Source organism: Streptomyces zingiberis (assembly GCF_012034935.1).
Lineage (GTDB): Bacteria > Actinomycetota > Actinomycetes > Streptomycetales > Streptomycetaceae > Streptomyces > Streptomyces zingiberis.
On sequence record NZ_JAATEN010000004.1, the window covers coordinates 21,569 to 46,048 of the forward strand.

The window sequence follows — 24,480 nt, forward strand, 5'->3', positions numbered from 1 at the left end:
AGCGCGCAGGGGAGCGCCGGGAGGATCTTCCCCGGCATGGCATCGGTTTCTGTCATATTCCACTGGATTGTGCGCACCTGGGGAGTGTGCAGGGGTTGGGCTGATATGTGTCTGTCCTGGTCAGCTCCGGACGTCGCCCGGTCGGATGCTGTGGACTTCCGAAGTCCTCCCGGGGCGCGAGGGGTCTCCCGCGTAGCGTGCGGCTTCCGAGGACAGCAGCGGCAGGCCCGCGTGCGCCCCCTGCGTGCGGGCCGGGCTGCCGGAGCGAAGGAGAGCGGATATGGGCGAGGCGGAACAGAAGGGCGCCGGTGTCCGCGCCGGTGTCGGGTTCGACGGCTCCCTGAACGAACTCCTGAACGAATTCCTGGACGAGCTGGTCGGTGAGGTGCCGGGCCTCCGTCACGCCGTCCTGCTGTCCGCCGTCGGTCTGGTGACGGGCGCCTCACGCGGGCTCAGCCGGGCGGACGCGCGTCACCTGGCGTCTGTGGCCGCCGGATTCCACCGGGTGGCCACCGATGCCGGCCGCCGGTTCGGGGCCGGCTGCGGCCGCCGCACGACGGTCGAACTGGAGGCCGGAGGCCGGTTGTTCGTCGCCGCCGCCGGTCGTGACACGTGTCTTGCCGCCATCGGCACCGGGGAGGCCGATCCGGGCGTCGTGTCCGGGGCGATGGACCGGCTCGCCCGGCGGCTGGGCGCGCCGGGCCCGCCGGGCCCGCCTGCGCCTCCCCTCCCGTCCCCGTCCGGCCGGGCTGGCCACCGGGGCTGACGCTCTCCCGCCGTCCCGTACAACCCCGGAGCCGCGCCCCCGGCGGGCCGTGCGGGCCCCGCGGGGCGAGGGCTTCCGGCGCTGGGCCGGGGAGCCCGCGCCTTCTCTCCCGGTTCGCCGTGGATGGCACACATCGTGCGGTACGTGGCCGGGGGCTGTCTTGCCCCGAACCCGGCGGTGGGCCAGGCTTGTTCCCAGCCGAGGCGACCGCCGACGGGGAGGCAGAATGGCGCTCAGCAAGGGGCTCGACTGGCTGCTGAACGACCTGGCGAAACGACTGGCCCACGTCCGGCACGCCCTCATTCTGTCCAACGACGGTCTGGTGACCGCCCGGAGTGAGGACCTCGCCCGCGCGGACGCGGAGCACTTGGCCGCCGTCTGCTCCGGGCTGCACAGCCTCGCCAAGGGCTCCGCGCACCACTTCGCGGCGGGCCACGTCCGGCAGACGATGGTCGAGTTCGACGACGGCGCGCTGTTCGTGACGGCCGCCGGAGACGGCAGTTGCCTGTGCGTGCTCACCGCCGCGGACGCCGATGTCGGCCAGGTGGGCTATGAGATGACGCTGCTGGTCAACCGGGTGGGCGAGCATCTGGGAATCTCCGCCCGCGACCGGAACGGGTAACACCGGACCCGAGGTGCCCGGTTCGGTGTGGGCGCGCCGCGGCACGTCCGCCGTCGGCGCGCCGTGCCCCGTCCGCCCACCGCGGGCACCGGGGCGGTATCCCCTCGGGCCGGCTTCCGTCCTCTGGCCGCCGCCCTCCGTTCTTCGTGGCCCGCGGCTCTGAGCTGCGGGGCAGGTGGTTATCCACAGCCCCGGGCAGCGCCTGGCCTTCCGCGCTACGGTTCGTCACCGAGAGTGATGGAATCGAGTGGGGAGATGGCCATGCCAGTGGGAACGCGGGACGGACACCGGCCGGTGCGGCAGGAGGCGGAGCGGGGGCTGGCCCTCCGCGGCGCGGCGATGCGGCTCGGGCTGAAACCGGGCGAGCTGGATCTCGCCGTACGCCTCGGCGAGGTGCGCACGGTGGGCGGCCCGCGGGGCGGCCGCCGGGTCCCGCGCGCCGAAGTCGACCGGCTGCGCTCCGCCGCCGACTTCCCCGGAGGGCTCCGGGAGCGGGTCCGCGCCGTCGGCGCGGGCGCCGGCGCGGAATTGCTGGGCATCGGGCGGGCGCGGTTCACGCGTCTGGCCCGGGTGGGCTGTTTCACCCCCGTGAAGTTCACCGTCAACCGCTACCGCGCCCTGGTGTGGCTCTACCCCGTCGCGGAGCTGCGTCTCTTCGCCGAGCGCGAGCCGGGTCTGCTCACGGGGAACACCCCGCCCGCGCTGCGGGCGATGCTGGATGCCGGTGAGGACTGGCGGGCGCGTACCTGGCGCGGCCGGCGGGTGGCCCAGCTGTGCCGCGAGGCGGAGGGGCCGTGGGAGCGGGCCGCGGTCGCCGCGGCCGTGCTGGGACAGGACCAGCTGGCCGACGCGGTCGAGGACCCCTATGAGCGTGCCCATCTGCGGCGGCTCCGGGTCTCGTTGCTGCCACCGGAGGAGGAGGCGGCGTCCTCCCGGCCCGTGGTGGAGCCGGTTCTCACCGCGGACGATCCGGATGAGATCTGCTGGCACCGGATCAGCCTGGCCCTCTGCCTGGACGAGGCCCGGGAGTACGGCCCGGCGCCCAGGCCGGGTGAACGGCCCGTGGCCGGCGGACCGTTCACCACACGGGTGGAGAAGCCCCTTCCGCGTCCGGTGCCGGACCCCGTGGCGGACCCCGTGGCGGACTCCGGGGTGGACTCCGGGGTGGACTCCGGGGTGGACTCCGGGGTGGACGTCCCGGGTGTGCGCCCGCCCGGTGGCGGGGGTGGCGGCCGCGGCGCCCTCCCGGGGCGCGGCCGGCCCGGCGGCCGGCGGGAGCGCACGGGGCCGCCGGGCGCCCGCAGCCCGGGGCGCCGATCGCGCCGGGTGGGCGTCCGCTGGCCCCTGGCGTGAGGCGGGGCCGGGTGACGGGGCGGGAGGCTCTGGTCCTGCCCGCGAGCGTTCCCCGGCCGTTGCGGACGGGTGGGGTACCGCCCGTTCCGGGGGCCGCGCCGGCGGTTGTCGAGTTCGCGCCCGGGGGTGCGGACGATGCGGTACGCAATCACCGGTGGAGCCCGGCGCCGGGCGCCTCACACGACCCACGCATCCGTTACTGAACTGATCACGGAGGACGGAGAGAGCCATGACCGAGGAGCGCGGAGGGTGGAGGACCGGCGGCCGGACGGGCCCGGTCCGGCGCGGCGGAGACCGGAGAGATCGGACGGTGGCGCGAGCCGGCGGACAGGCTGCGCCCGCGCCACCCGGGTCAGAGCGGGCCGACGGCCGTGACCCGGACCACGGCTCGGCTCTCCTCGTCGGAGGCGGCGAGATCCACCTCGCCGCTGATGCCCCAGTCGTGGTCGCCCGAGGGGTCGGCGAAGGTCTGCCGTACCTGCCACAGGCCGTGCTCCGGGTCCTCCTCGATCCGCAGCAGACCCGGTCCCCGCGCCTCGGGGCCGGTGCCGAGGTCGTCGTACTCCTCCCAGTACCGCTCCATGGCCTCGGCCCAGGCGTCGGCGTCCCAGCCGGATCCGGCGTCCATCTCGCCGAGCTCCGTGTACTTCTCCAGCGCGGCGAGCTCCACCCGCCGGAACAGCGCGTTGCGGACCAGCACCCGGAAGGCACGCGTGTTGGTGGTCACGGGCCTGACCTGGTCCGCCCGCTCCTGGGCCTCCTCGGCCGTCTCCTCCTCCGGGTTCGCCAGCTGCTCCCACTCGTCCAGGAGACTGGAGTCCACCTGCCGCACCATCTCACCGAGCCAGGCGGTGAGGTCCTCGAACTCGGCGGACTTCCGGTCCTCCGGGACGGTGTGCTCCAGCGCCTTGTAGGCGCTCGCGAGGTACCGCAGCACGATGCCCTCGGTCCGCGCCAGCTCGTAGAAGGCGGTGAACTCCGTGAACGTCATCGCCCGTTCGTACATGTCGCGGATGACCGACTTCGGCGACAGCGGGTGGTCACCCACCCAGGGGTGGCTCCTGCGGTAGAGGTTGTAGGCGTGGAAGAGCGGCTCTTCCAGCGGCTTGGGGTAGGAGACGTCCTGGAGCCGCTCCATCCGCTCCTCGTACTCCACCCCGTCGGCCTTCATCTGCTGGACGGCCTCGCCGCGCGCCTTGTTCTGCTGGGCCGCGAGAATCTGCCGCGGGTCGTCGAGGGTCGACTCCACGACGGAGACCATGTCGAGGGCGTAGCCGGGGGATTCGGGGTCGAGCAGGTCGAAGGCGGCCAGGGCGAAGGTGGAGAGCGGCTGGCTGAGGGCGAAGTCCTGCTGGAGGTCGACCGTCAGCCGGATGATCCGGCCCTGTTCGTCCGGCTCGGGGAGCCGCTCCACGACGCCGCCGTCGAGCAGGGAGCGGTAGATGGCGATGGCCCTGCGGATGTGACGGATCTGGTTCTTCCGCGGCTCGTGGTTGTCCTCCAGCAGCCGGCGCATGGCCTCGAAGGCGTTGCCCGGCCGGGCGATCACCGACAGCAGCATGGTGTGGGTGACGCGGAACCGGGAGGTGAGCGGTTCGGGATCGGAGGTGATCAGCTTCTCGAAGGTGTTCTGCCCCCAGGAGACGAACCCCTCGGGAGCCTTCTTGCGGACCACCTTCCGCCGCTTCTTCGGATCGTCACCCGCCTTGGCGAGGGCCTTCTCGTTTTCCACGACGTGCTCCGGGGCCTGGGCCACGACGAAGCCCGAGGTGTCGAAACCGGCCCGGCCCGCCCGCCCGGCGATCTGGTGGAACTCGCGGGCCCGGAGGGTCCGCACCCGCTGGCCGTCGTACTTGGTCAGAGCCGTGAACAGCACCGTGCGGATGGGGACGTTGACCCCCACCCCCAGGGTGTCCGTGCCGCAGATGACCTTGAGCAGGCCGGCTTGGGCCAGCCGTTCCACCAGGCGCCGGTACTTCGGGAGCATCCCGGCGTGGTGCACCCCGATGCCGTGGCGCACATAGCGGGAGAGGTTGCGGCCGAAACGGGTGGTGAAGCGGAAGTTGCCGATCAGCTTGGCGATCTCGTCCTTCTCGGCGCGGGTGCACATGTTGATGCTCATCAGCGCCTGCGCCCGCTCCACTGCCGCGGCCTGGGTGAAGTGCACGATGTAGACCGGGGCCTGGTGGGTGTCCAGCAGTTCGGTCAGCGTCTCGGTCAGGGACGTCGTGCGGTACTCGTAGGAGAGCGGCACGGGCCGGGTCGCGGAGCGCACCACCGTCGTGGGACGGCCGGTCCGGCGGTGGAGGTCCTCCTCGAACCGCTGGACGTCTCCGAGGGTCGCCGACATCAGGACGAACTGCGCCTGCGGCAGCTCCAGCAGCGGGACCTGCCAGGCCCAGCCCCGGTCCGGTTCGGCGTAGAAGTGGAACTCGTCCATCACGACCTGGCCGATGTCGGCGTCCCTGCCGTCGCGCAGCGCGATGGAGGCCAGGACCTCGGCCGTGCAGCAGATGACGGGCGCGTCGGCGTTGACCGAGGCGTCGCCGGTCAGCATCCCCACGTTCTCCGTGCCGAAGAGCTTGCACAGGTCGAAGAACTTCTCCGACACCAGCGCCTTGATCGGCGCCGTGTAGAAGGTGACCTGGTCCCGGGCCAGCGCCGCGAAGTGTGCCCCTGCCGCGACCAGGCTCTTCCCCGACCCGGTCGGGGTGGACAGGATGACGTTGGACCCGGAGACCACCTCGATCAGCGCCTCCTCCTGGGCGGGATAGAGGGAGATGCCCCGCTCCTCGGCCCAGCCGGCGAAGGACTCGAAGAGGGCGTCGGGGTCGGCGTCGTTCGGCAGATGATCGATAAGGGTGGTCACTCTCCCATACTGCCTGCTCGCCGACCGGATCGTGGAACCGGTGGCGGGGGCGAAGATCGTTTCAACTAGGGTGATGCGCCAACGCCGCATCGGCGCGGGACGATCCAGAGTTCATGGCACAGGAGAAGACGGGGGCGGGCCACCAGATGATGGGACCGGCGCATTCACTCTCGGGAGCGGCGGCCTGGCTGGGGGCGGGAGCGGTGGCCTCGGTGGCCGGCCATCCCATGCCGTGGCCGGTGCTCGTCATCGGCGCGCTGATCTGCTCCGGCGCGGCCCTCGCCCCCGATCTGGACCACAAGGCGGCGACCATATCGCGGGCCTTCGGGCCGGTCTCGCGTACCCTCTGCGAGATCATGGACCGTCTCTCGTCGGCGGTCTACAAGGCCACGAGGAAACCGGGCGATCCGCGGCGCAACGGCGGCCACCGCACCCTCACCCACACCTGGCTGTGGGCCGTGCTCATCGGCACCGGCACCTCGGTGCTGGCGATGACCGGCGACCGCTGGGCGGTGCTCTTCATCCTCTTCGTCCACATGGTGCTCGCCGTGGAGGGACTCCTCTGGCGGGCGGCCCGGGTCTCCAGCGACATCCTCGTCTGGCTGCTGGGCGCCACCAGCGCCTGGATCCTGGCCGACGTGCTCAGCGACACCCCCAGCGGTGCCGGCTGGCTTTTCACCGCACCGGGGCAGGAGTATCTCTGGCTCGGCCTGCCCGTCGTCCTGGGGGCGCTGGTGCACTGCGTGGGCGACGCGATCACCATCTCCGGCTGCCCGATCCTGTGGCCGATACCGATAGGCAACAAGCGCTGGTACCCGGTGGGCCCGCCGAAGCCGATGCGCTTCCGCGCCGGGAGCTGGATAGAGATGAAGGTCCTGATGCCGGCGTTCATGCTGCTCGGCGGTATCGGCGGGGTGGCCGCCCTCAACATCATCTGACCCCTGGCGCCCGCCTGCTTCCCACCGGGCGGACCGGCGGGAAGCAGGCGGACGGACGGTACCGGGTGGTCTCAGCCGTGCCAGGAGCGCCACAGCGCCGCGTAGGCGCCGTCGGCCGTGACCAGCTCGTCGTGGCTGCCCAGTTCGCTGATCCGGCCGTCCTCGACGACGGCGATCAGATCGGCGTCGTGAGCGGTGTGCAGCCGGTGCGCGATCGCCACCACCGTGCGGCCGTCCAGCACCCGGGCCAGCGAGCGCTCCAGATGGCGGGCGGCGCGCGGGTCCAGCAGCGAGGTCGCCTCGTCCAGCACGAGGGTGTGCGGATCGGCCAGCACCAGCCGGGCCAGCGCGATCTGCTGGGCCTGGGCCGGCGTCAGCGCCAGACCGCCCGAGCCGACCTCGGTGTCCAGCCCGGCGTCCAGGGCGCGGGCCCAGCCGGCCGCGTCGACGGCGGCGAGCGCCGCCCACAGCTCCCCGTCGTCCGCGCCGGCCCGGGCGAGCAGCAGGTTGTCCCGCAGGGAGCCGACGAAGACGTGGTGCTCCTGGTTGACCAGGGCCACGTGCTGCCGGACCCGTTCCGCCTCCATCCGGGCCAGCTCCGCGCCGCCGAGGGTCACCGCGCCGGTCCGCGGCGCGTAGATCCCCGCCAGCAGCCGGCCCAGGGTGGACTTGCCGGCACCGGACGGGCCGACCAGTGCCAGCCGGGTCCCCGGCCGGATCTCCAGGGAGACGCCGTGGAGCACGTCCTGGCCGCCCGTGTGGTAGCCGAAGCGCACCCGGTCCGCGCGGACCTCGCGCCCGTCGGGCGCGCCCGCCCCGTCCGCGCCGTCGCTCCCGATCTCCCGGACACCGACCAGCCGGGCCAGGGAGACCTGCGCCACCTGGAGTTCGTCGTACCAGCGCAGGATCAGCCCCACCGGTTCGGTCAGCATCTGCGCCAGCAGCGCCCCGGTGGTCAGCGCCCCGACCGTCATCCAGCCGTTCAGGACGCAGACACCGCCGATCATCAGCGCCGAGCCGAGGATCAGCAGGTGCGAGACGTTGATGACGGGGAACAGCACGGAGCGCAGCCAGAGCGTGTACCGCTCCCACGCCGTCCATTCCTGGACACGCCGGTCGGAGAGCGCGACGCGGCGGGCGCCCAGCCGGTGCGCCTCCACGGTCCGCCCCGCGTCGACGGTCTCGGCGAGGACGGCGGCCACGGCCGCGTAGCCGGCGGCCTCGGAGCGGTAGGCGGCCGGTGCCCGGCGGTAGTACCAGCGGCAGCCGGCCAGCAGGACGGGAAGCGCCACCAGCACGGCGAGGGCCAGCGGGGGCGCCGTCACCGCCATGCCGGTCAGCAGCAGGCCCGCCCACACCACCCCGATGCAGAGCTGGGGCACGGCTTCCCGCATGGCCTCGGCCAGCCGGTCGACATCGGTGGTGATCCGGGAGAGCAGGTCACCGGTACCGGCCCGCTCCAGCACCCCCGGTGGGAGGGCCACCGAGCGCACCAGGAAGTCCTCCCGCAGGTCGGCCAGCATGCGCTCACCCAGGACCGAGCCCCGCAGCCGCACCAGCCGGACGAAGGCCGTCTGGACCGCCAGCGCCGCCGTGAACAGCGCGACGGTGCGCACCAGGGGGATCTGCCCGTCCGCGCCGCCTCCGGTGGAGAGGTCCTCCACCAGTCCGCCGAGGAGATACGGGCCCACCATGGAGGCCGTCACCGCGACGGCGTTCACCACCACCAGCACGGCGAACGCCCGCCGGTGGCGCCGCAACAGCTCCCGCACGTAGCCGCGGACCGTCGCCGGGGAGCCGACCGGCAGCGTGGTCGCCGACTCGGGCGCGGCCGGATCGTAGGCCGGGGGCCGTGGACCGATCATGCCGGTTCCTCCATCTCCGCGCGCCCGGAGCGCGGCCCGCGCTCCGGGCGGCTGCCTCGGGCCAGGGCCGCCTCCGGCCGTGGGGTGTCGTCCGTGGCGCCCCGGGTGACGACGGCCCGGTACCCGGCGTCGGCGCGCAGCAGCTCACGGTGGGTGCCCGCGGCGGACACCCGGCCTCCGGGCAGGAACACCACCCGGTCCGCGCGGTCCAGCAGCAGCGGGCTGGAGGAGAACACCACGGTGGTCCGCCCCTGCCGCAGGGCGCGCAGTCCGTCCGCGACGCGCGCCTCGGTGTGCGCGTCGACCGCGCTGGTCGGTTCGTCCAGCACCAGCACCTCGGGATCGGTCACCAGGGAGCGCGCCAGGGCGAGCCGCTGACGCTGACCGCCGGAGAGGGAGCGTCCCCGCTCGGTGATCCGGCTGTCGAGGGGGTCGGGCGGGCCGCCGGCGGTGGACCGGGAGAGGGCGGACAGCACGTCGTCGCACCGGGCGGCGGTGAGGGCGTCGGCCGCGGCCACCCGGCCGGAGGACGGGACGTCGAGCAGTTCCCGCAGGGTGCCGGAGAGCAGCACCGGGTCCTTGTCCTGGACCAGGACGGCCGTCCGGGCCTCGGCGAGCGGCAGCGTGTCCAGCGGGACGCCGCCGAGCAGCACCGACGGCCCCTCCGGGGGTGGCGCCGTCTCCGCCGCCGGGCCGTCCGGGCCCCCGGCCGCGTCCAGCGGCTCCCGTGCGTCCGGCGCGTTCCCGTCCGTGCCCGGCCGGGGGCGGAGCACCCGCGCGGTGGGCTCCTCTGCCGGGGTGTGGCCGCCGAGCCGGTCGGCGAGCCGGCCGGCGACGTCCGGGTCCCCGCAGACCGCGACGGTCAGCTGTCCCGCCGGGGCGAGCAGCCCGCTCACCGGGTCGTACAGATCCCCGCCGGGTGGGGATCCGTTCCCGGCGTGGCCTCGCGCGGTCACGGGCCCGGTACGGCGCAGCGCCAGGACCCGCGCCGCCCGCTTCGCGGAGGGCTTGGAGAAGGAGTACGCCATGGCGATCTCCTCGAAGTGGCGGAGCGGGAACAGCAGGAACGTCACCGCCCCGTAGACCGCCACCAGTTCGCCCAGGGAGATCCGCCCCGCCCGGGCCAGGGAGACGCCATACCACACCACGCCCACCAGCAGCAGGCCGGGGAGCAGCACCTGCACCGCGCTGATCAGCGCCCACATCCGGGCGCTGCGGACGGCCGCCCGCCGCACCTCCTGCGAGGCACGCCGGTAGCGCCGCAGGAAGAGTTCCTCACCACCGATGCCGCGCAGCACCCGCAACCCCGCCACGGTGTCGGAGGCCAGCTCGGTGGCGCGGCCGGCCTTCTCCCGCTGCTCGTCCGCCCGGCGGGTGGCGGGGGGCAGCAGCGGCAGCACGGCCAGCACCAGCAGCGGAACCCCCACCGCCACCACGGCGCCCAGCGCGGGCTGGTGGATCACCAGGACGGCGCAGACGGCGACCGTGGTGACCACCGCGGCGGTGAACCGGGAGAGGGCTTCCACGAACCAGCCGATCTTCTCCACGTCACCGGTGGAGACCGCGGTGATCTCCCCCGCGGCGACCCGCCGGGTGAGACCGGCGCCCATCTCGGCCGTCTTCCGCGCGAGCAGCTGCTGCACCCGGGCGGCCGCGGTGATCCAGTTGGTGACGGCCGCGCGGTGCAGCATCGTGTCGGCGGTGGCGACCACCGCGGCGAGGGCGGCGACCATGCCGCCGGCCAGTGCCAGCCGCTCCCCGGAGCCGTCCACCACGGCCTGCACGGCGATTCCCACCACCAGCGGTACGGCCGCGAGCGCCGACATGTGGGCGGTGCCCCAGGCCAGCGACTTGAGCTGGCCGCCGAGCTGGCACCGGCCGAGCCACAGCAGGAGACGCCCGCCGGACCGGGTGTCGGGGACGCCCGGATCGCGGTACGGAAGATCGTGAATGTGCATGTCACCCCAGCGGTCGTATCGCGGACTTCCCGGCGGGATGCCAGGCTCGCCGTTCCCCCGGTCCCCATCAAATGGTTTTCCGCTGCCCGCCGGGTGCGACCATGGGGCCATGCGCATCACCGCCCTCCACCGGACAGCGACCGCCCTCGCGGTGACCGGGCTCCTCCTCACCCTCGCGGGCTGCGGCGGCGCGGGAAACGCGAAGGACGCGGGGAACGCGACGGCTCCGCCCGGCGGAGGCAAGCCCTCCGCCGGGCGCTCCCCGGCGGCGGACCCGACCGTCCTCCCGGGCGTCGGGGAGCGGCTGCGGGACCGCGTCCCGGGCGACTCCCGCCAGGTCCTCGTGGTCCGCGGCGAGGGCCGGGACGAAGCCGGTGCCCGCGCCGTGCTCTACACTCGGCAGGGGCGGGTCTGGGAACGCGACCGCGCCTGGCCGGCGCACAACGGCAAGCGCGGCTGGACGACCGGCCACCGCGCCGGTGACCGGCGGAGCCCTTCGGGGGTGTTCACCCTCTCCGACGCCGGAGGCGTTCTCCCCGACCCCGGCGCCCGGCTGCCCTACACGCGCTCCGCGGCGTTCACCGCCCCCCGCTCCTGGCCCAAGACGCACTGGCACGACTTCGACTACGTCATCGCCATCGACTACAACCGGGTCCGGGGCACCGCGCCGAACGACCCCAACCGGCCCGAGGGCGAGGCCAAGGGCGGGTACATCTGGCTCCACATGGACCACGGCAGCGGCACCTCCGGGTGCGTGAGCCTGCCCCGGGCCGGTATGGAGTACCTGCTGCGCACGCTGGATCCCGCCGCGCATCCGGTCGTGGTGATGGGGGACAAGGGCTACCTCGCCGGGTGAGCCGCCCCTGTACGCCCCGGACGCCCCGGACGCCCCGGACCCGCCCCAGGAGCCGCCCGTCGCCGCCGGCCGGCCGCCCCGGACGGCGCACGCGCCACCGCCGCCCGCCGGACAAGTGATCACCGAGCCCCGAAGGAGCCCATGCGTCACCACGACACCCTCGCCGTCACCGACGACGGCCGGCCGCCGGTGCCCGACCCGGAGCGGCCCGTCCAGCTCCGGCGTGTTCTGCGCCTGTTCCGCCCCTACCGGGGCCGGCTGGCGCTCGTCGGGCTGCTGGTGGGCGCCGCTTCCCTGGTCAACGTCGCCACGCCCTTCCTGCTGCGGGAGATCCTCGACACCGCGATCCCCGAGGGCCGCACCGGCCTGCTGAGCCTGCTCGCCCTCGGCATGCTCGCCGCCGCCGTCGCCGGGGGCGTGTTCGGGGTGGTGCAGACCCTGATCTCCACCACCGTCGGCCAGCGGGTGATGCACGATCTGCGGACCGCGGTCTACGACCGGTTGCAGCGGATGTCGCTGGCCTTCTTCACCCGCACGCGCACCGGCGAGGTGCAGTCCCGGATCGCCGACGACATCGGCGGGATGCAGGCCACGGTGACCTCCACGGCCACCTCCCTGGTCTCCAACCTCACCGGCGTCATCGCCACCGTGGTCGCCATGGTCGCCCTGGACTGGCGGCTGACCGTGGTGTCGCTCGCCCTGCTGCCGCTGTTCGTGTGGATCAGCCGCCGGGTCGGCCAGGAACGGAAGAAGATCACCGCGCAGCGGCAGAAGCAGATGGCGGCGATGGCCGCGATGGTCACCGAGTCGCTCTCCGTCAGCGGCATCCTGCTGGGCCGCACCATGGGCCGCGCGGATTCCCTGGCCGGCCGGTTCTCGGAGGAGTCGGAACGGCTCGCGCGGCTGGAGATCCGCTCCAGCATGGCGGGCCGCTGGCGGATGGCCGTCATCGGGGTCGTCATGGCGGCCATGCCCGCGGTGATCTACTGGGCCGCGGGGCTGGCACTGCGCGGAGGCGGGCCGCAGATCTCCCTCGGCACCCTCGTCGCCTTCGTCTCCCTCCAGCAGGGGCTCTTCCGCCCCACGGTCAGCCTGCTCTCCACCGGAGTGCAGATCCAGGCGTCCCTGGCGCTCTTCCAGCGGATCTTCGAGTACCTCGACCTGCCGGTGGACATCACCGAACCGGAGCGCCCCGTCCCGCTGGAGCGGGTCCGCGGCGAGGTCCGCTTCGAGAGCGTCGACTTCCACTACGGCGCCGCCCCGGGCGGCACCGGCGGTGACGGGGGAAAGACCGGCCCGACCCTCTCCGGCATCGACCTCACCGTCCCGGCCGGCGGCAGCCTCGCCGTGGTCGGGCCGACCGGCTCCGGCAAGAGCACCCTCGGCCAGCTCGTGCCGCGGCTGTACGACGTCACCGGCGGGCGCGTACTGCTGGACGGCGTCGACGTGCGCGAACTGTCCTTCGACACCCTCGCCCGGGCCGTGGGCGTCGTGTCCCAGGAGACCTATCTCTTCCACGCCTCCGTCGCCGACAACCTGCGCTTCGCCCGGCCCGGGGCGACCGCCGAGGAGATCCGGGAAGCGGCCCGGGCGGCCCAGATCCACGACCACATCGAAAGCCTGCCCGACGGCTACGACACCCTCGTCGGCGAGCGCGGCCACCGCTTCTCCGGCGGGGAGAAGCAGCGCCTGGCCATCGCCCGCACCATTCTGCGCGACCCGCCGGTGCTCATCCTGGACGAGGCGACGAGCGCCCTGGACACCCGCACCGAACAGGCCGTGCAGCGCGCGCTCGACGAACTCTCCCGGCGGCGCACGACCATCACCATCGCCCACCGGCTCTCCACCATCAGGGAGGCCGGCCAGATCGTCGTCCTCGACGGCGGCCGGATCGCCGAGCGCGGCACCCACGCGGAGCTGATGGCCCTGGGCGGGCGGTACGCGGCCCTGGTGCGCCGGGACGCGGAGACGGCGGAGGAGACGGAAAAGGCTTTGGACGGCGGGAAGAGCGGGGAGACCGCCGCTTCCGGGGACGGTCTGGATTCCGGGGACGCCCGGGACGGTGCCAGCGGGCCCGTACCCTCCGCCGGAGAAGCCGTCACGGGAACGGCGCCGGACCGGCCGGGCCCGGCACCGGTCGGCGCGGGGTCCTGACGTCCTGACCCCGCGGCCGGTCCGCGGAGAACGTGCGGTGGGCGCGGGCCGGTGGGCGCGGGCCGGCCGGCCGCGCGGGTTCAGGCCGCGGCCGTGCCCGGGGCCGGCAGCCGCCGGACCTCGCGCGCCGCGACGCGCCCGTAGCGGTTGGCGCCGACGGTGCTCGCCGATGGGCCGTAGCCGACCAGGTGGATCCGCGGGTCGCGGACCACCCGGGTGCCCTCCACGTGGATGCCGCCGCCCTTCTCCCGGAGCCGCAGCGGCGCCAGGTGGTCCAGGGCGGCGCGGAAACCGGTGGCCCACAGGATCGTGTCGGCCACCGCGGTCCGGCCGTCCTTCCAGGCCACGCCGTCCGGGGTGAGCCGGGCGAACATCGGCCGGCGGACCAGCACGCCGCTCTCCCGGCCGCGCCGCACCTCCTCGTTCATCAGCAGGCCCGTCACCGACACCACGCTGCGGGGCGGCAGCCCGGCGCGCACCCGTTCGTCGACCCGGGCCACCGCCTCCCGGCCGAGGCGCTCGTCGAACGGGCCCTCGTGGAAGACCGGCGGCCGGCGGGTCACCCAGAGTGTGGACGCGGCCACCTCGGAGACCTCCAGCAGGTGCTGCACCGCCGAGGTGCCGCCGCCGACCACGACCACCCGCTCACCCGCGAAATCCGCCGGGCCCCGGTAGCCGGCGGTGTGCACCTGACGTCCCCGGAAGGTCTCCGCGCCCGGGTAGTGCGGGATGAACGGACGCTCCCAGGTGCCGGTGGCGTTGATCAGTGCCCGCGCCGACCAGTCACCGGCGGTGGTCCGCACCAGCAGCCGCCCACCGCCCCCCTCGGAGACGGAGAGGACCTCCACGGGGCGGCGCACCCGGAGGCCGAACTCCTCCTCGTAACGGGCGAAGTAGCCGCCGATGACCTCCGAGGACGGCCGGTCGGCCGGCGCGTCGCCCAGCGGCAGCCCCGGCAGGTCGTGGAGGCCGTGCACCTTCCCGTAGGTGAGCGACGGCCAGCGGTGCTGCCAGGCGCCGCCCGGAGCGGGGGAGCGGTCCAGGACGACGAAGTCCCGGCCCGGTTCGCCACCGGTCCGCCGGAGGTGGTAGGCGGCCGAGAGACCCGCCTGCCCCGCACCGACGACCACGACATCGACCTCGTCGACCTCATCGGCGGCGTCGGCTGTCCGGGCGCCACCGGCCTCGCTGCCCCTGGCCCCGCCACCGGCCGCGCCGGCCCTGATGCCGTCCGCCGCGCCGCGGGCCCCGGCCGTCCGTGCGGCACCGTCCTGGGCACCGGGGCCCCCGGCCGGTCCGACGGCCTCGGCGGGCACGGCACGCACCGGGGCCGGGTGCAGCGCCGGGTCCGCCGGGTTCACGCCGTCCGTCCGGAAATCCTTCATGCCCCCGACAACCCGAACGGGCCCCGGTGTCTTCCCCGGGCGCCGTCATCGGCCAGGATGGAGGCATGTCCGACGCCTTCACCACCCGCACGATCGACATCGCCACCGGCTCCGCGGAGACGGTCCACGACCTGACCGGGGCGTGTGTGGAGTTCCTGCGCACCCACGCCGCCGGCCGGGACGGGCTGCTCAACGTCTTCGTCCCGCACGCCACCGCCGGAATCGCGATCCTGGAGACCGGCGCGGGGAGCGACGACGACCTGCTCGCCACGCTGCACGACCTGCTGCCCGCGGACGACCGCTGGCGGCACCGGCACGGCAGCCCCGGGCACGGCCGCGACCACGTGCTGCCCGCCCTCGTCCCGCCGCACGCCACCCTGCCGGTCGTCGGCGGCCGGCTGGAGCTGGGCACCTGGCAGTCGGTGTGCCTGGTCGACACCAACAAGGACAACGCCGACCGCACGGTCCGGCTGAGCTTCCTGGGCTGACCGACCGCTCCGTACCGTCCCGGGCGTGACCGGGGGATTCCCGTCGCGCCCGGCCTACCCGTCCGCGCCCTTCTCGCCGCTGCCCGGGACGGCGGGCGGCGGGCCGCCGGTGTCCGTGAAGAAGTCCCAGACCGTGATCACGCCCGCGATCTGCACCAGGACGTACGCGAACTGCAACGACAGGTAGCGCATCTGGTAGACGGAGAGCAGCAGCCCGAGTCTGGACTGCCAGTAACGGCGCTCGCCCCGGAAGGTCTCCAGGTCCACGGCGATCCCCGTCAGGGTCAGCACCAGCAGCATCGCCGCCGCGTACAGCGGGTGACTGCTCTGCGATTCGTTCATCACCCGCGCCACCACCGCGTCCAGGGCCAGCGGCAGCCCGAACGCGGCCGCGACCGGCAGCGCCTTCACCGCCCCGCGCCGCCCCGGCAGGACCCGCCACAGGGCGCCGAGCACGAAGCCCGCCCCGACCCAGCCCAGCTGCCAGTAGAGGAACGTGAGCACGGTGTCGGGCAGGCCGAAGCCGTAGTGCAGCGCGTTCGTCCAGGCGTCACCCCGCACCGCCGACGCCCAGGTCGTCAGCGCGCTCGCCGGGAGCCCGAAGAAGGCGGCCAGCAGCGCGCCCCGCCGCCCGTTGGCCCACCAGGTGTTCTCCGGCCCGAGGGCGAGTGCCGCGTCCACCACCGAGATCCGGCCGGGTAGGCGGCACGCCGTCCCCGCGCTGTCCGTCCAGTCGTGCAGCTCGCTCAGCTCCCGCTCCAGGGCCCGCCGTTCGACGGCCGTGTCGTCGGCCTGCCCCTGGTCGAGGCGGCGGAGCGTGGCGTGGATCTCGCGGTAGCGGCGGGCGCGTCCCATCAGCAGGGCGCGCCGCTCACCGGTCACCGTGGTTTCCAGGCGCTCCTCCGAGCCCTCCAGCCGCAGACCGAGGACGGCGCGCCTGGCCCCGGCGGCGGCCATCAGGCGCAGCGCCGCCATGTGGAGGAACACCCAGACCCAGCACAGCGCCCCGTTCCCCGCGTACCAGCCGAGGTCGATCCCGACGACCACGGGGAAGAACACCAGGACCAGCAGCCGTTCGGGCCGCCGCTCCAGCGGTGACACCCGTACCGGCTCCACCGAGGCCTTCAGCGCGCCCAGTATGGCCACCCCGGTGAGGACCCAGAGGTAGGCGAACAGCCAGTCCTGGCCCACCGAGGCGAACCAGGCCGCGTCCTCCGTGAGGAACGTGGTGTGCCCCTCCCCGAACGCGAGCTCCTCGTGCGGCCGGAGCCAGGTGTACCGCCGGAAGTTCCGTTCGGAGGCCAGGGCCCAGCCGACCGCCGCGAAGACGAGGACGCCGAGGACGGCCGGTACCGCCCACCGCAGCAGCAGCCGCCCCCGGTGGAGTCCGCCGTCCCGCGCCAGCCGCCACCCGGCGGCGGTGAATCCGAGCAGGCAGAGCGCCAGGCCGCAGCCCTGGACGGCCAGGACACCGGCGAGTTGGGCGCCGGGGGAGAGCCACGCCGCGCCGGCCGCCAACTCGTCCGCACGCTGCTCCATCACCCAGGCCCCCAGCAGCGGGACGGCCAGGAGGACCGCGCCGGCCGCCACCACGGGGCGGGGTGGCCGGGCGAACAGCAGGAGCACCAGACCGGGAGCGGTACCCCAGACCAGGGCGTCGGGGTAGGACCAGCCGACCTGGTTGAACAGGAGGTCGTCACCCTCGACGACCAGTGCGACGGGCAGGACGGCCCAGCCCCAGCGGCGCAGACTCCGGAACGCCTCGGCATCCGCACGTTCGCGTCCGCGCGGTGCCCCGGGGGGTCCGGGCGGGGGAGGGGCGAGGGCCCGCCGGAGGCGCCGGCGGAGAGGGCGTCCCCGTGCCGCCGGCGCTGCCGTGCGCGTCCCGGGAGGGCTGCCGCCACCGCCGTCACCGGCGGCGTCGCCTGACCCGGTCGGACCACCCCCGGGCCCGGGACCGGCGGAGCCCGTCCTCCGCCGTGACGCGGCCCCCGCCGCGTGGATCAGCAGGCCGGAGACCACGAGGTAGGAGAGCAGTTCCCCCGCGCCGCTCAGCACGGAGAACGGCGGCTGCGAGGACCGCGCCGCCCATGAGCGCTGCCAGTCCGGTGTGAGACCCACCGAGATGTCCGGCGGGGATCCGGCCGGCTGCCCGGCGCCGGCGGGCTTCCACACCAGCGCCGTACCGTCCGCCCGTTCCGCCGGTGCGGGTGATGCCTCATCGGCACCGGGGCTGCCCGGATCGACGCTGATCCGGCTCCACCCGGCCGGCAGCAGGGCTTCGGAGGGCTGGAAACGGACCCGCCAGTGCCGCACCCCTGTGCGGACTCGCCAGGGGCCGAGGAGCAGATCGTCGTCGCCGTCCTGGGTGTCGATCCACGAGTACGTCGCCGACCGCACCCGGAAGCCGTCACGCACCGGCGTGACCTCGGGCTCCGAGGTCCGCCACTCCCGGAACCGGCCGTCCCCCCACAGGTCGCCCGGGGTGTCGCCGCGGAGCAGACAGCCCATCGCCCGGCGGTAGGCCTCGGAATCCCGGCTGAGCAGCAGATCGGGGGCGAGTGGCCAGACCGCGGGCACCCGTACGGTCAGCTCACTGGTGATCTTGGTGTGGACGCGGCCGTCGTGGAGCAGCCGAATGGACGCTTCCGCGCGGGCCCCGCGCAGCCGGTCGACGGCGCACCGGACGGCGAGGTCCGTCATGTCGCCGTCCACCTCGTCACCGGGGAAGGGGATCGTCACCTCCGGACGGGGCGCGGCACCGGCCCCGTCGTCCTTGGCTCCGCCGTCCTCCGACCGCCAGACCAGGGCTTTGCCGGCCGTACCCGTGTCGGGCGGCGGGCTGGCCCGCACCGCGCCCGGCCACCCCGGATCGACGGTGATCCTCGTCCAGACCACCCGCTCCAGTGCTTTCGCCGGCTGGAGACGGACATGCCATCGGCCGTCCCGCTGCCGCACCGACCAGGGGCCGACCATCGTCTCGTCGTCACCCGTCCGGGTGGCGAGGCGCGCGAACAGCGGTGACCGGACCTCGGTCCCGCCCTTCACGACCGTCACCTCGGGCGTCCCGTCCCGGCCCTGCCCTCCGGCCTCCCCCGGGTCCCCGCCGAGCAGGCAGGCCAGGGCCTCGCGGTACGGGGCCGCGGTCTCGCTGAGGAGCAGGTGGTGGCCGAGCGGCCAGGCGGCGGGTACCCGCACGGTCACCTCGGTGGAGACGGCGACCTCGCCGGATACGTGGTGGTCCCGCGTCAGCCGGATGGACGCCTCGGCACGCGCACCGCGTAACCCGTCCACGGCGCAACCGGCCGCGCTCCCGCCCCCCGGCCGCTCTCCTCGCTCCGCAGACCCGTCACCGGCCACGGCCGGTCCGGGTCGCAGCAGCACACAGAAGAGAACGACCGCCAACACGACCGGCGCTCTCACGCGTCCCCCTCGCCCCCCTGGTGGTCCCCGCCACCTACCGGACTCGGGTCCCATGATGGCCGTGCGCGGGGAGAGGGGTAGGCGCTTCGGCCCATTCGGCCACCACCGGGGCCGGCCGCGCGCCGGGCGGCCGGCCGCCTTGCCCCGCCCGTACCGGACCGCGGAACCCGGCGGGGTGGATCAGTGGTGGGACCGATGACGTCTCACCGGGTGGCTCAGGAGAAGAACGGAGCAGGGCCACTCAGGGGCCGGAGCCAGGAGAGCGGTTCCGGCGTGGCGGCGACTCCACGGGATCGCCGCATCGTCTCCGGGGCGGGATTCCTGGTGGCCGTTCAGGAGCGAGCCGGCAGCGGGACCGGGCCCGCGCGGGTGTGGGCCCGCTCCTGTTCAGGGGGCGAAAGCCCGGAGGGTCACGGCGACGAGCGAGTCGGCGTACGCGGCGTCCAGCGGACCGCTGCGGTGCAGCCACCGCTGGAAGAGGGGGGCGTAGAGCACTTCGAGGACCAGGTCCAGGTCGGCGTCGGTGCGGAGCTGGCCGACTGCCTGGGCACCGCGCAGGCGTGCCTTCTTCGCTTCGTCCAGTGGCTGGGCGAGCTTCTCGCGGTACTCGGCCGCCAGTACGGCGTCGTTGGCGATCTCGGTGTTGAGGGCCCGGATCAGCCGGTCGAAGGACGGGTCGGCGAACTCCTGCGCTGTGGCGCGCATGACGGCCTTGAGATCCGCTTCGAGATCGCCCGTGTCCGGCAACGCGACGGACTGTCCGTCCACGCCCTCACTCAGAGCCAGCAGGGCGGCGAAGACCACCGCGCTCTTCGACGGCCACCGCCGGTAGATCGTCTGCTTCCCGACACCGGCGCGGGCGGCGATGGCCTCCACGGTGACCTTCTCGTACGCCTCCTCGGCGATCAGGGCGCGGGCGGCGGCGAGGATCGCCTGCCGGGATCGTTCCTTGCGCCGGGAGTGGTCCGGCCCCTTCTCGTTGGACATGTGTCCAGTCTACGCGTGAAGTGAAACAAGACGGTCCGTATTGATTGGTGCCTGGATGCCGCCTAGGATGAAGCGAATCGAGACGGACCGTTTCCTTTACTGAGGGTAAGGTTTTCTGTGACGGACTCAAGAGTCTGGTTCATCACCGGCGCGTCCCGCGGCCTGGGCAGGGCTTTCGCCGAAGCCGCCTTGGCGGGTGGTGACCGGGTGGTCGCCGCCGCCCGCGACGTGGGGCCGCTGGAGGAGCTGATCGGGAGGTATCCCGGCCGCCTGGTCCCGCTGCGGCTGGACGTCGCCGACCGGCGGGGCGTGTTCGACGGGGTGGAGCGGGCGGCAGCCGCGTTCGGCAGGCTGGACGTCGTGGTCAGCAACGCGGGCGGAATGCTCTACGGCATGGTGGAGGAGGCCACGGAGCAGCAGATCCGGGCGCACATGGACGTGAACTTCTTCGGCGCCGTATGGGTCGCTCAGGCGGCCCTTCCTCACTTGCGGGCCCACGGCGGGGGACGGCTCCTGCAGGTCACGTCGATGGGCAGCGGCGGTGGCATGGCGACCGTCGGCTTCTACGGTGCGGGCAAGGCCGCGCTGGACTCGCTCGGCGACGCCCTTGCGACGGAGGCCGAGGACTTCGGCGTCAAGGTCACCAACGTGCAGATGGGCGGCTACAACACCGGTCTGTTCACCGTGGGCACGACAGCTACCGAACCCCTGCCGCGGTATCAGTCGCTACGCGCCGAGATGGAGGCCATGTGGGGCGACGCCGTCGGCCCGGAGCCGGAGACCGCCGCCCCCGTCATCATGGAACTGGCCGCACTGCCGGACCCGCCCCGGCGGCTGATCGTCGGCAGCCGGTCCTTCGACCACGTCGTGGAGATGGGGCGGACCCGAGCGGACCTGTACCGATCGTGGGAGCACCTCAGTCGTCTCGCTCCCGGCTGAGGGCCATCTCCCGCACCGCGCCTCTCCCGCCCCTCCGCGCGGGGCGGAGGCTCCCCGGTCACGGACCGCCGGGGAGGTTCACCCGCTGCCGACCGCCCGGCGGGGAGTGGGGACACCGGCCTGTCGGACCGGAGCGCCCGGCGGCGCCGTTCCATGCCGATCAGCGAGGGGGGTTGGCGGCGAGCCCGAGGAAATCGGCCCAGGCGCCCGGGGGGACCGTGAGGACCGGCCCGGTCCAGTGCTTCGAGTCCCTGATGTGCACGGCTCCATCAGTGGACGCCACCTCCAGGCACTCCCCGCCCTCGGCTCCGCTGTAGCTGCTCTTGGACCAGGTGAGTCCCGCCATGGTGAACGGCGTCTCGGCTATGTTCATGCCTCTCCCAGCAACCTCTCGATGTGTTTTCTGCTCTCCTGGGGACTGAGGGCCTGAGAGCGGATGATCCCGTAACGAGCGGCCACCGCGCGCACCTCTTCACCATCGGTGAGCAGAGTGCTCCGCCCCTGGGCTTCCAGATACGCCACCTGGCTGCCTCCCCGACGCGTAATCACGGTGAACGGGCCGTCCACACCGGCGTTGTCCTCCCGGTCCAACGGCATGACCTGGATTTCAACGTTTCTCATCTCCCCGAGGTGGTGCATCCTTTCGAGTGCGCCTCGAAGAACGTGCTTCCCACCGAAGGGCCTTCGTAGTACTGACTCGTCGATGACGAAGCTCATCAGGGGTGCCGGCCATCGGCTGAGGATCTTCTGCCGCGTGGCGCGGGCGGTGACGCGCCGCTCGATCGTCTCCTCATCCAGCAAGGGGCGGCGCATCGCCAGCAGCGCACGCGTGTATGCCTCGGTCTGCAAGAGCCCAGGTACCGCGTACACGGCGTACAGCCACAGCTCGAGGGCCTCCGCCTCCAGCCGGGCCGCGTCGCGGAAGAAGGCCGGGTACTGGGCCCGTTCCATCTCGTCCTTGAGGGCGGTGAGCAGGCCTCCGGCGTCCAGAACCTCATCGGCCCGCTCGATGAACTTCCCCGGCGGGACGCGACGGCCCTGTTCGAAGGAGGCGATGGTCGACGGGGCGTAGCTCAACCGGGCGCCGCATTCCGGGCGCTCCAGGCCCGCCCGGGTGCGGAGCAGTTTCAGCTGGCGGCCGAAGGCCACCACGAGGCCGGTGCCGGGGTCCTGTCCGGACCGGCCGTCGCCGAGACTGCCCGCTTCCGCCACGCCCCGAGCCGCGCCGTCCCGGAGGGCGGCGCCGGGTACGGGTCCCTGCCATGCCTCGCTGGTCTCTGGTGTCTCCGGTCGCTCCATGCGCCCAACTCCCTTCCCACGCTCGGAAGAACGGGGGCGCGCCGCCCGGGTCATGCCGTCACCGCGTACAGCGGCAGCAGGGGCGCGTACAGCGGACGTGGGCGGTGCGGAGGGCGGGCGGCGCCAACCGTTCGACAGGAGAGGGCGGGACTGGAACGATCCCCCGGATCACCCGACGCGAAGTGAACCGCGAAAGCAGGAGCCACCGATGCACACCCCCGCCATCCAGCACATCACCTTCGACTGTGCCGCCGACCCCTACACCCTCGCCCGTTTCTGGAGCGACCTGCTCGGGCGCCCGATCTCCGACGAGGACGAGCCCGGTGACGAGGAGGTGCTGGTCGAGGGCGCGGCCGGCGAACCGGGCCTGCTGTTCGTCAAGGTCGAGGACGGCAAGACGGTCAAGAACCGGATCCACTTCGACCTGCGTCCGGCCGGCCGTACCCGCGCCGAGGAGGTCGAGCGGGCCAGGGAGCTGGGCGCCCTGCACCTCGCGGACCACATCGGCCCGGAGGGCAGGGGATGGGTCGTCATGGCCGATCCCGAGGGGAACGAGTTCTGCGTCGAACGCGGGGAACTGGGCTGATTCCGGGGTTCGCGTGCGTGGGGCAGCCCTGCCGGTGTGGCACGGGCGCCCCGGGCGCCGCGGCCGGGCTGCCCGTACCCGAAGCACCTGGGCGGCCGGTGCGCGCTCCCCGCTCCTGGGGTACGGGCTAACCGCGTGCCCGCGGCCGGGCCGCCGTCACCCAGGGCGGTGACGACGGGGACGGGCCGGGCCGCCGCCTGCCTGGCGGCCACCCGGACCGTGCCGCGTCGCCCACCTCCACCATCACCCCCGAGGGGCCTGGAGCAGGCCGGCTCAGCGTCCTCCGGCCTCCCGGGCCACGCGCTCCAGCCGCTCCCGGTAGCCCTCCCAGTAGCTCCGGTCACCGGGCGGGAGGTTCTCCTTGCCGTCCAGCAGGCCCGCCGAACCGTCGATGAATTCCCGCACGATGTCCGCGTGGCCGACGTGCCGGTTGGTCTCCGCGAGTACGTGGACCAGGAGCCGGTGCAGCGAGGTCTCCCGCCGCTCCTCCGGCCACCACGGGACCCGGCCCACCGCGTCCAGCGGCTGCGACTCGATCGTGGTGTCCGCGTGCTGCCACGCCTGGTGGTACAGCTCGATGATCTCCTCACGGGACTCGTCGGCCGTGGCCCACATGTCCGCGTTGTCCTCCGCACCCTCGCCGTACCACACGGGGGCCTTGCCCTCGGCGAAGAACGGCCGGCCGAAGGAGTCGCCGAAGTACCCCAGCTCCACGGCGGCGAGGTGTTTCACCAGCCCCAGCAGGTTGGTGCCGGTCGGGGTCAGCGGGCGGCGGACGTCGTACTCGGAGAGCCCGTCGAGCTTCCACAGCAGGGCTCCGCGCGCGGACCGCAGATAGTGGTGCAGGTCCGCCTTCATGGTTGCTTCGGTCATGCGGCGCAGTCTCGCAGCGGCCACTGACAACGGACCCGGAGCACGGGAACGCTCCTGGGCGGAGGCGGGGCCCGGGCCCGGAGAGTCCACGGCGGAGCCCGTGGCTCTCCCCTAGACTTCACCGGCCGGCCGGTACGGCTGGACGCGGCTCGGTGCGAACCGGAGAGCAGGAAAGGCGGCGGCGCACGATGGAACAGATCCGGATACCCACGTCCCAGGGTGTTTTCGACGCGCTCACCGCCGGGCCCGCGGGTGGCCGTCCGGTGTTGCTGCTGCACGGCTTCCCGCAGACCGGCGCGATGTGGCGGCGGCAGGTGGAGGCGCTGGCCGCGAGAGGGTTCCGGGCGGTAGCCCCCGACCAGCGGGGGTACTCACCCGGCGTCCGCCCGGAGGATCCGGCCGCGTACGGGGCCGAGTTCCTCGTCGGTGACGTGTTCGCGATCGCCGACGCGCTGGAGTGGCCGGTGTTCGACCTCGTCGGCCACGACTGGGGCGGCGCCGTGGCCTGGTGGGCGGCGGGGGCTCGCCCCGGGCGGCTGCGGACCCTCACCGTCGTCTCCACCCCGCACCCCGGCGCCTTCACGCACGCGCTCCGCACCGACGAGGAGCAGAAGAAGCGCTCCCGCTACATGCTCGACTGGCAGGAGACGCCCGCCACCGAGGAACGCATGCTCGCGGACGGCGCCCGGCTGCTGCGCTCCCTCTTCGGCGGCTCCGTCCCGCCGGAGCGGGTCGAGGAGTACGTCCGGCACCTCTCCGAACCGGGCGCGCTCACCGCGGCGCTGAACTGGTACCGCTCCGGCTCCGGCGTGCCCACCATGGGCGCCGTCGGCCTCCCCACGCTGTACGTCTGGGGCACGGAGGACATCGCCTTCGCCCGGTCGACGGCCGAGGACACCGCCGGCCGGGTCACCGGCCCCTACCGCTTCGAGGCTCTGGCGGGGGTCAGCCACTGGGTGCCCGAAGAGGTGCCGGAGGAGACGAACCGTCTGCTCCTGGACCATCTGGCGGCACATCCCGCGGACTGACCACCCCGGCGGTCCGTTGCCTGTGCGCTCCTCGGGCGGCCCCGACCCGCCGCCCGAGTCGGGCAGGACGCTCGGGCCGGTGATCCGGCTC

Annotated in this window: 19 protein-coding genes; 10 read left to right on the plus strand and 9 right to left on the minus strand. The window is 73.8% G+C overall.

What is annotated here, in order from left to right:
- Nucleotides 1-280: 280 nt before the first annotated feature.
- The 3 genes from HCK00_RS06135 (at nt 281) to HCK00_RS06145 (ending at nt 2,741) form a co-directional block, all read left to right on the plus strand.
- Nucleotides 281-766: a roadblock/LC7 domain-containing protein gene (locus tag HCK00_RS06135; protein WP_168100756.1), complete on the plus strand. Its 486-nt coding sequence runs from the start codon at nt 281-283 to the stop codon at nt 764-766.
- Between the two features lie 226 nt (nt 767-992).
- A complete protein-coding gene (locus HCK00_RS06140; RefSeq protein WP_168100757.1) occupies nt 993-1,388 on the plus strand; it encodes a roadblock/LC7 domain-containing protein in 396 nt (131 codons plus the stop codon).
- Nucleotides 1,389-1,649: 261 nt separating this feature from the next.
- The gene (locus tag HCK00_RS06145; RefSeq protein WP_168100758.1) at nt 1,650-2,741 is read left to right on the plus strand and encodes a DUF6397 family protein; all 1,092 of its coding nucleotides are present in this window, start codon (nt 1,650-1,652) and stop codon (nt 2,739-2,741) included.
- 352 nt (nt 2,742-3,093) lie between these two features.
- Here HCK00_RS06145 and HCK00_RS06150 read toward each other — a convergent pair whose 3' ends face one another.
- Nucleotides 3,094-5,589 carry a DEAD/DEAH box helicase gene (locus HCK00_RS06150; protein ID WP_206320037.1) on the minus strand — a complete coding sequence of 832 codons (2,496 nt, stop codon included), beginning with the start codon at nt 5,587-5,589 and terminating at the stop codon, nt 3,094-3,096.
- A gap of 167 nt (nt 5,590-5,756) precedes the next feature.
- Between HCK00_RS06150 and HCK00_RS06155 the strand changes: the two genes are divergently transcribed.
- Nucleotides 5,757-6,548 (plus strand): metal-dependent hydrolase, encoded by a 792-nt coding sequence (locus HCK00_RS06155; protein ID WP_168101030.1) that lies wholly within the window; start codon nt 5,757-5,759, stop codon nt 6,546-6,548.
- Between the two features lie 71 nt (nt 6,549-6,619).
- Here the strand turns inward: HCK00_RS06155 and HCK00_RS06160 are convergent, their stop codons facing one another.
- Entirely contained in the window at nt 6,620-8,413 is a 1,794-nt protein-coding gene (locus tag HCK00_RS06160) for an ABC transporter ATP-binding protein (RefSeq protein WP_168100760.1), read from the minus strand.
- The gene (locus HCK00_RS06165; RefSeq protein WP_168100761.1) at nt 8,410-10,371 is read right to left on the minus strand and encodes an ABC transporter transmembrane domain-containing protein; all 1,962 of its coding nucleotides are present in this window, start codon (nt 10,369-10,371) and stop codon (nt 8,410-8,412) included. The genes HCK00_RS06160 and HCK00_RS06165 overlap by 4 nt, the downstream gene beginning before the upstream one ends.
- Nucleotides 10,372-10,480: 109 nt before the next feature.
- Here HCK00_RS06165 and HCK00_RS06170 point away from each other — a divergent pair, with 109 nt between their 5' ends.
- Both HCK00_RS06170 and HCK00_RS06175 read left to right on the plus strand, forming a co-directional pair.
- Nucleotides 10,481-11,227, plus strand: a complete 747-nt coding sequence (locus HCK00_RS06170) for a L,D-transpeptidase family protein (RefSeq protein WP_168100762.1) — start codon at nt 10,481-10,483, stop codon at nt 11,225-11,227.
- Nucleotides 11,228-11,368: 141 nt separating this feature from the next.
- Nucleotides 11,369-13,381 (plus strand): ABC transporter ATP-binding protein, encoded by a 2,013-nt coding sequence (locus tag HCK00_RS06175; RefSeq protein WP_168100763.1) that lies wholly within the window; start codon nt 11,369-11,371, stop codon nt 13,379-13,381.
- Between the two features lie 80 nt (nt 13,382-13,461).
- Here the strand turns inward: HCK00_RS06175 and HCK00_RS06180 are convergent, their stop codons facing one another.
- Nucleotides 13,462-14,766 carry an FAD-dependent oxidoreductase gene (locus HCK00_RS06180; protein ID WP_168100764.1) on the minus strand — a complete coding sequence of 435 codons (1,305 nt, stop codon included), beginning with the start codon at nt 14,764-14,766 and terminating at the stop codon, nt 13,462-13,464.
- Nucleotides 14,767-14,831: 65 nt separating this feature from the next.
- Here HCK00_RS06180 and HCK00_RS06185 point away from each other — a divergent pair, with 65 nt between their 5' ends.
- The gene (locus tag HCK00_RS06185; protein WP_168100765.1) at nt 14,832-15,254 is read left to right on the plus strand and encodes a YjbQ family protein; all 423 of its coding nucleotides are present in this window, start codon (nt 14,832-14,834) and stop codon (nt 15,252-15,254) included.
- Between the two features lie 54 nt (nt 15,255-15,308).
- Here HCK00_RS06185 and HCK00_RS06190 read toward each other — a convergent pair whose 3' ends face one another.
- Complete coding sequence (locus HCK00_RS06190) at nt 15,309-18,548, minus strand: DUF6185 family protein (protein WP_168100766.1); 3,240 nt, start codon at nt 18,546-18,548, stop codon at nt 15,309-15,311.
- A gap of 516 nt (nt 18,549-19,064) precedes the next feature.
- A complete protein-coding gene (locus HCK00_RS06195) occupies nt 19,065-19,664 on the minus strand; it encodes a TetR/AcrR family transcriptional regulator (protein ID WP_168100767.1) in 600 nt (199 codons plus the stop codon).
- Nucleotides 19,665-19,781: 117 nt separating this feature from the next.
- On the opposite strand from HCK00_RS06195, the gene HCK00_RS06200 reads away from it, so the two are divergent.
- Nucleotides 19,782-20,603, plus strand: coding sequence for an SDR family NAD(P)-dependent oxidoreductase (locus HCK00_RS06200; protein WP_168100768.1), 822 nt, complete (start codon nt 19,782-19,784; stop codon nt 20,601-20,603).
- A gap of 160 nt (nt 20,604-20,763) precedes the next feature.
- On the opposite strand, the gene HCK00_RS06205 is transcribed toward HCK00_RS06200, so the two are convergent.
- Nucleotides 20,764-20,976: a DUF397 domain-containing protein gene (locus HCK00_RS06205; protein ID WP_168100769.1), complete on the minus strand. Its 213-nt coding sequence runs from the start codon at nt 20,974-20,976 to the stop codon at nt 20,764-20,766.
- Nucleotides 20,973-21,902, minus strand: a complete 930-nt coding sequence (locus tag HCK00_RS06210; RefSeq protein ID WP_168100770.1) for a helix-turn-helix domain-containing protein — start codon at nt 21,900-21,902, stop codon at nt 20,973-20,975. Before HCK00_RS06210 ends, HCK00_RS06205 begins: the two co-directional genes overlap by 4 nt.
- 208 nt (nt 21,903-22,110) lie before the next feature.
- On the opposite strand from HCK00_RS06210, the gene HCK00_RS06215 reads away from it, so the two are divergent.
- A complete protein-coding gene (locus HCK00_RS06215; RefSeq protein WP_168100771.1) occupies nt 22,111-22,488 on the plus strand; it encodes a VOC family protein in 378 nt (125 codons plus the stop codon).
- A 273-nt stretch (nt 22,489-22,761) separates the two neighbouring features.
- Here the strand turns inward: HCK00_RS06215 and HCK00_RS06220 are convergent, their stop codons facing one another.
- Nucleotides 22,762-23,361, minus strand: a complete 600-nt coding sequence (locus HCK00_RS06220) for a DinB family protein (protein WP_168100772.1) — start codon at nt 23,359-23,361, stop codon at nt 22,762-22,764.
- 188 nt (nt 23,362-23,549) lie between these two features.
- Between HCK00_RS06220 and HCK00_RS06225 the strand changes: the two genes are divergently transcribed.
- Nucleotides 23,550-24,389 carry an alpha/beta fold hydrolase gene (locus HCK00_RS06225; RefSeq protein ID WP_168100773.1) on the plus strand — a complete coding sequence of 280 codons (840 nt, stop codon included), beginning with the start codon at nt 23,550-23,552 and terminating at the stop codon, nt 24,387-24,389.
- The last annotated feature ends 91 nt before the right edge of the window (nt 24,390-24,480 follow it).

What these genes read in the sequence shown, in the direction of transcription:
- HCK00_RS06135 (WP_168100756.1), top strand. Translation starts at nt 281, where the DNA reads ATGGGCGAGGCGGAACAGAAGGGCGCCGGTGTCCGCGCCGGTGTCGGG.
- HCK00_RS06140 (WP_168100757.1), top strand. Translation starts at nt 993, where the DNA reads ATGGCGCTCAGCAAGGGGCTCGACTGGCTGCTGAACGACCTGGCGAAA.
- HCK00_RS06145 (WP_168100758.1), top strand. Translation starts at nt 1,650, where the DNA reads ATGCCAGTGGGAACGCGGGACGGACACCGGCCGGTGCGGCAGGAGGCG.
- HCK00_RS06155 (WP_168101030.1), top strand. Translation starts at nt 5,757, where the DNA reads ATGATGGGACCGGCGCATTCACTCTCGGGAGCGGCGGCCTGGCTGGGG.
- HCK00_RS06160 (WP_168100760.1), bottom strand. Translation starts at nt 8,413, where the DNA reads ATGATCGGTCCACGGCCCCCGGCCTACGATCCGGCCGCGCCCGAGTCG.
- HCK00_RS06165 (WP_168100761.1), bottom strand. Translation starts at nt 10,371, where the DNA reads ATGCACATTCACGATCTTCCGTACCGCGATCCGGGCGTCCCCGACACC.
- HCK00_RS06170 (WP_168100762.1), top strand. Translation starts at nt 10,481, where the DNA reads ATGCGCATCACCGCCCTCCACCGGACAGCGACCGCCCTCGCGGTGACC.
- HCK00_RS06175 (WP_168100763.1), top strand. Translation starts at nt 11,369, where the DNA reads ATGCGTCACCACGACACCCTCGCCGTCACCGACGACGGCCGGCCGCCG.
- HCK00_RS06180 (WP_168100764.1), bottom strand. Translation starts at nt 14,766, where the DNA reads ATGAAGGATTTCCGGACGGACGGCGTGAACCCGGCGGACCCGGCGCTG.
- HCK00_RS06185 (WP_168100765.1), top strand. Translation starts at nt 14,832, where the DNA reads ATGTCCGACGCCTTCACCACCCGCACGATCGACATCGCCACCGGCTCC.
- HCK00_RS06195 (WP_168100767.1), bottom strand. Translation starts at nt 19,664, where the DNA reads ATGTCCAACGAGAAGGGGCCGGACCACTCCCGGCGCAAGGAACGATCC.
- HCK00_RS06205 (WP_168100769.1), bottom strand. Translation starts at nt 20,976, where the DNA reads ATGAACATAGCCGAGACGCCGTTCACCATGGCGGGACTCACCTGGTCC.
- HCK00_RS06210 (WP_168100770.1), bottom strand. Translation starts at nt 21,902, where the DNA reads ATGGAGCGACCGGAGACACCAGAGACCAGCGAGGCATGGCAGGGACCC.
- HCK00_RS06215 (WP_168100771.1), top strand. Translation starts at nt 22,111, where the DNA reads ATGCACACCCCCGCCATCCAGCACATCACCTTCGACTGTGCCGCCGAC.
- HCK00_RS06220 (WP_168100772.1), bottom strand. Translation starts at nt 23,361, where the DNA reads ATGACCGAAGCAACCATGAAGGCGGACCTGCACCACTATCTGCGGTCC.
- HCK00_RS06225 (WP_168100773.1), top strand. Translation starts at nt 23,550, where the DNA reads ATGGAACAGATCCGGATACCCACGTCCCAGGGTGTTTTCGACGCGCTC.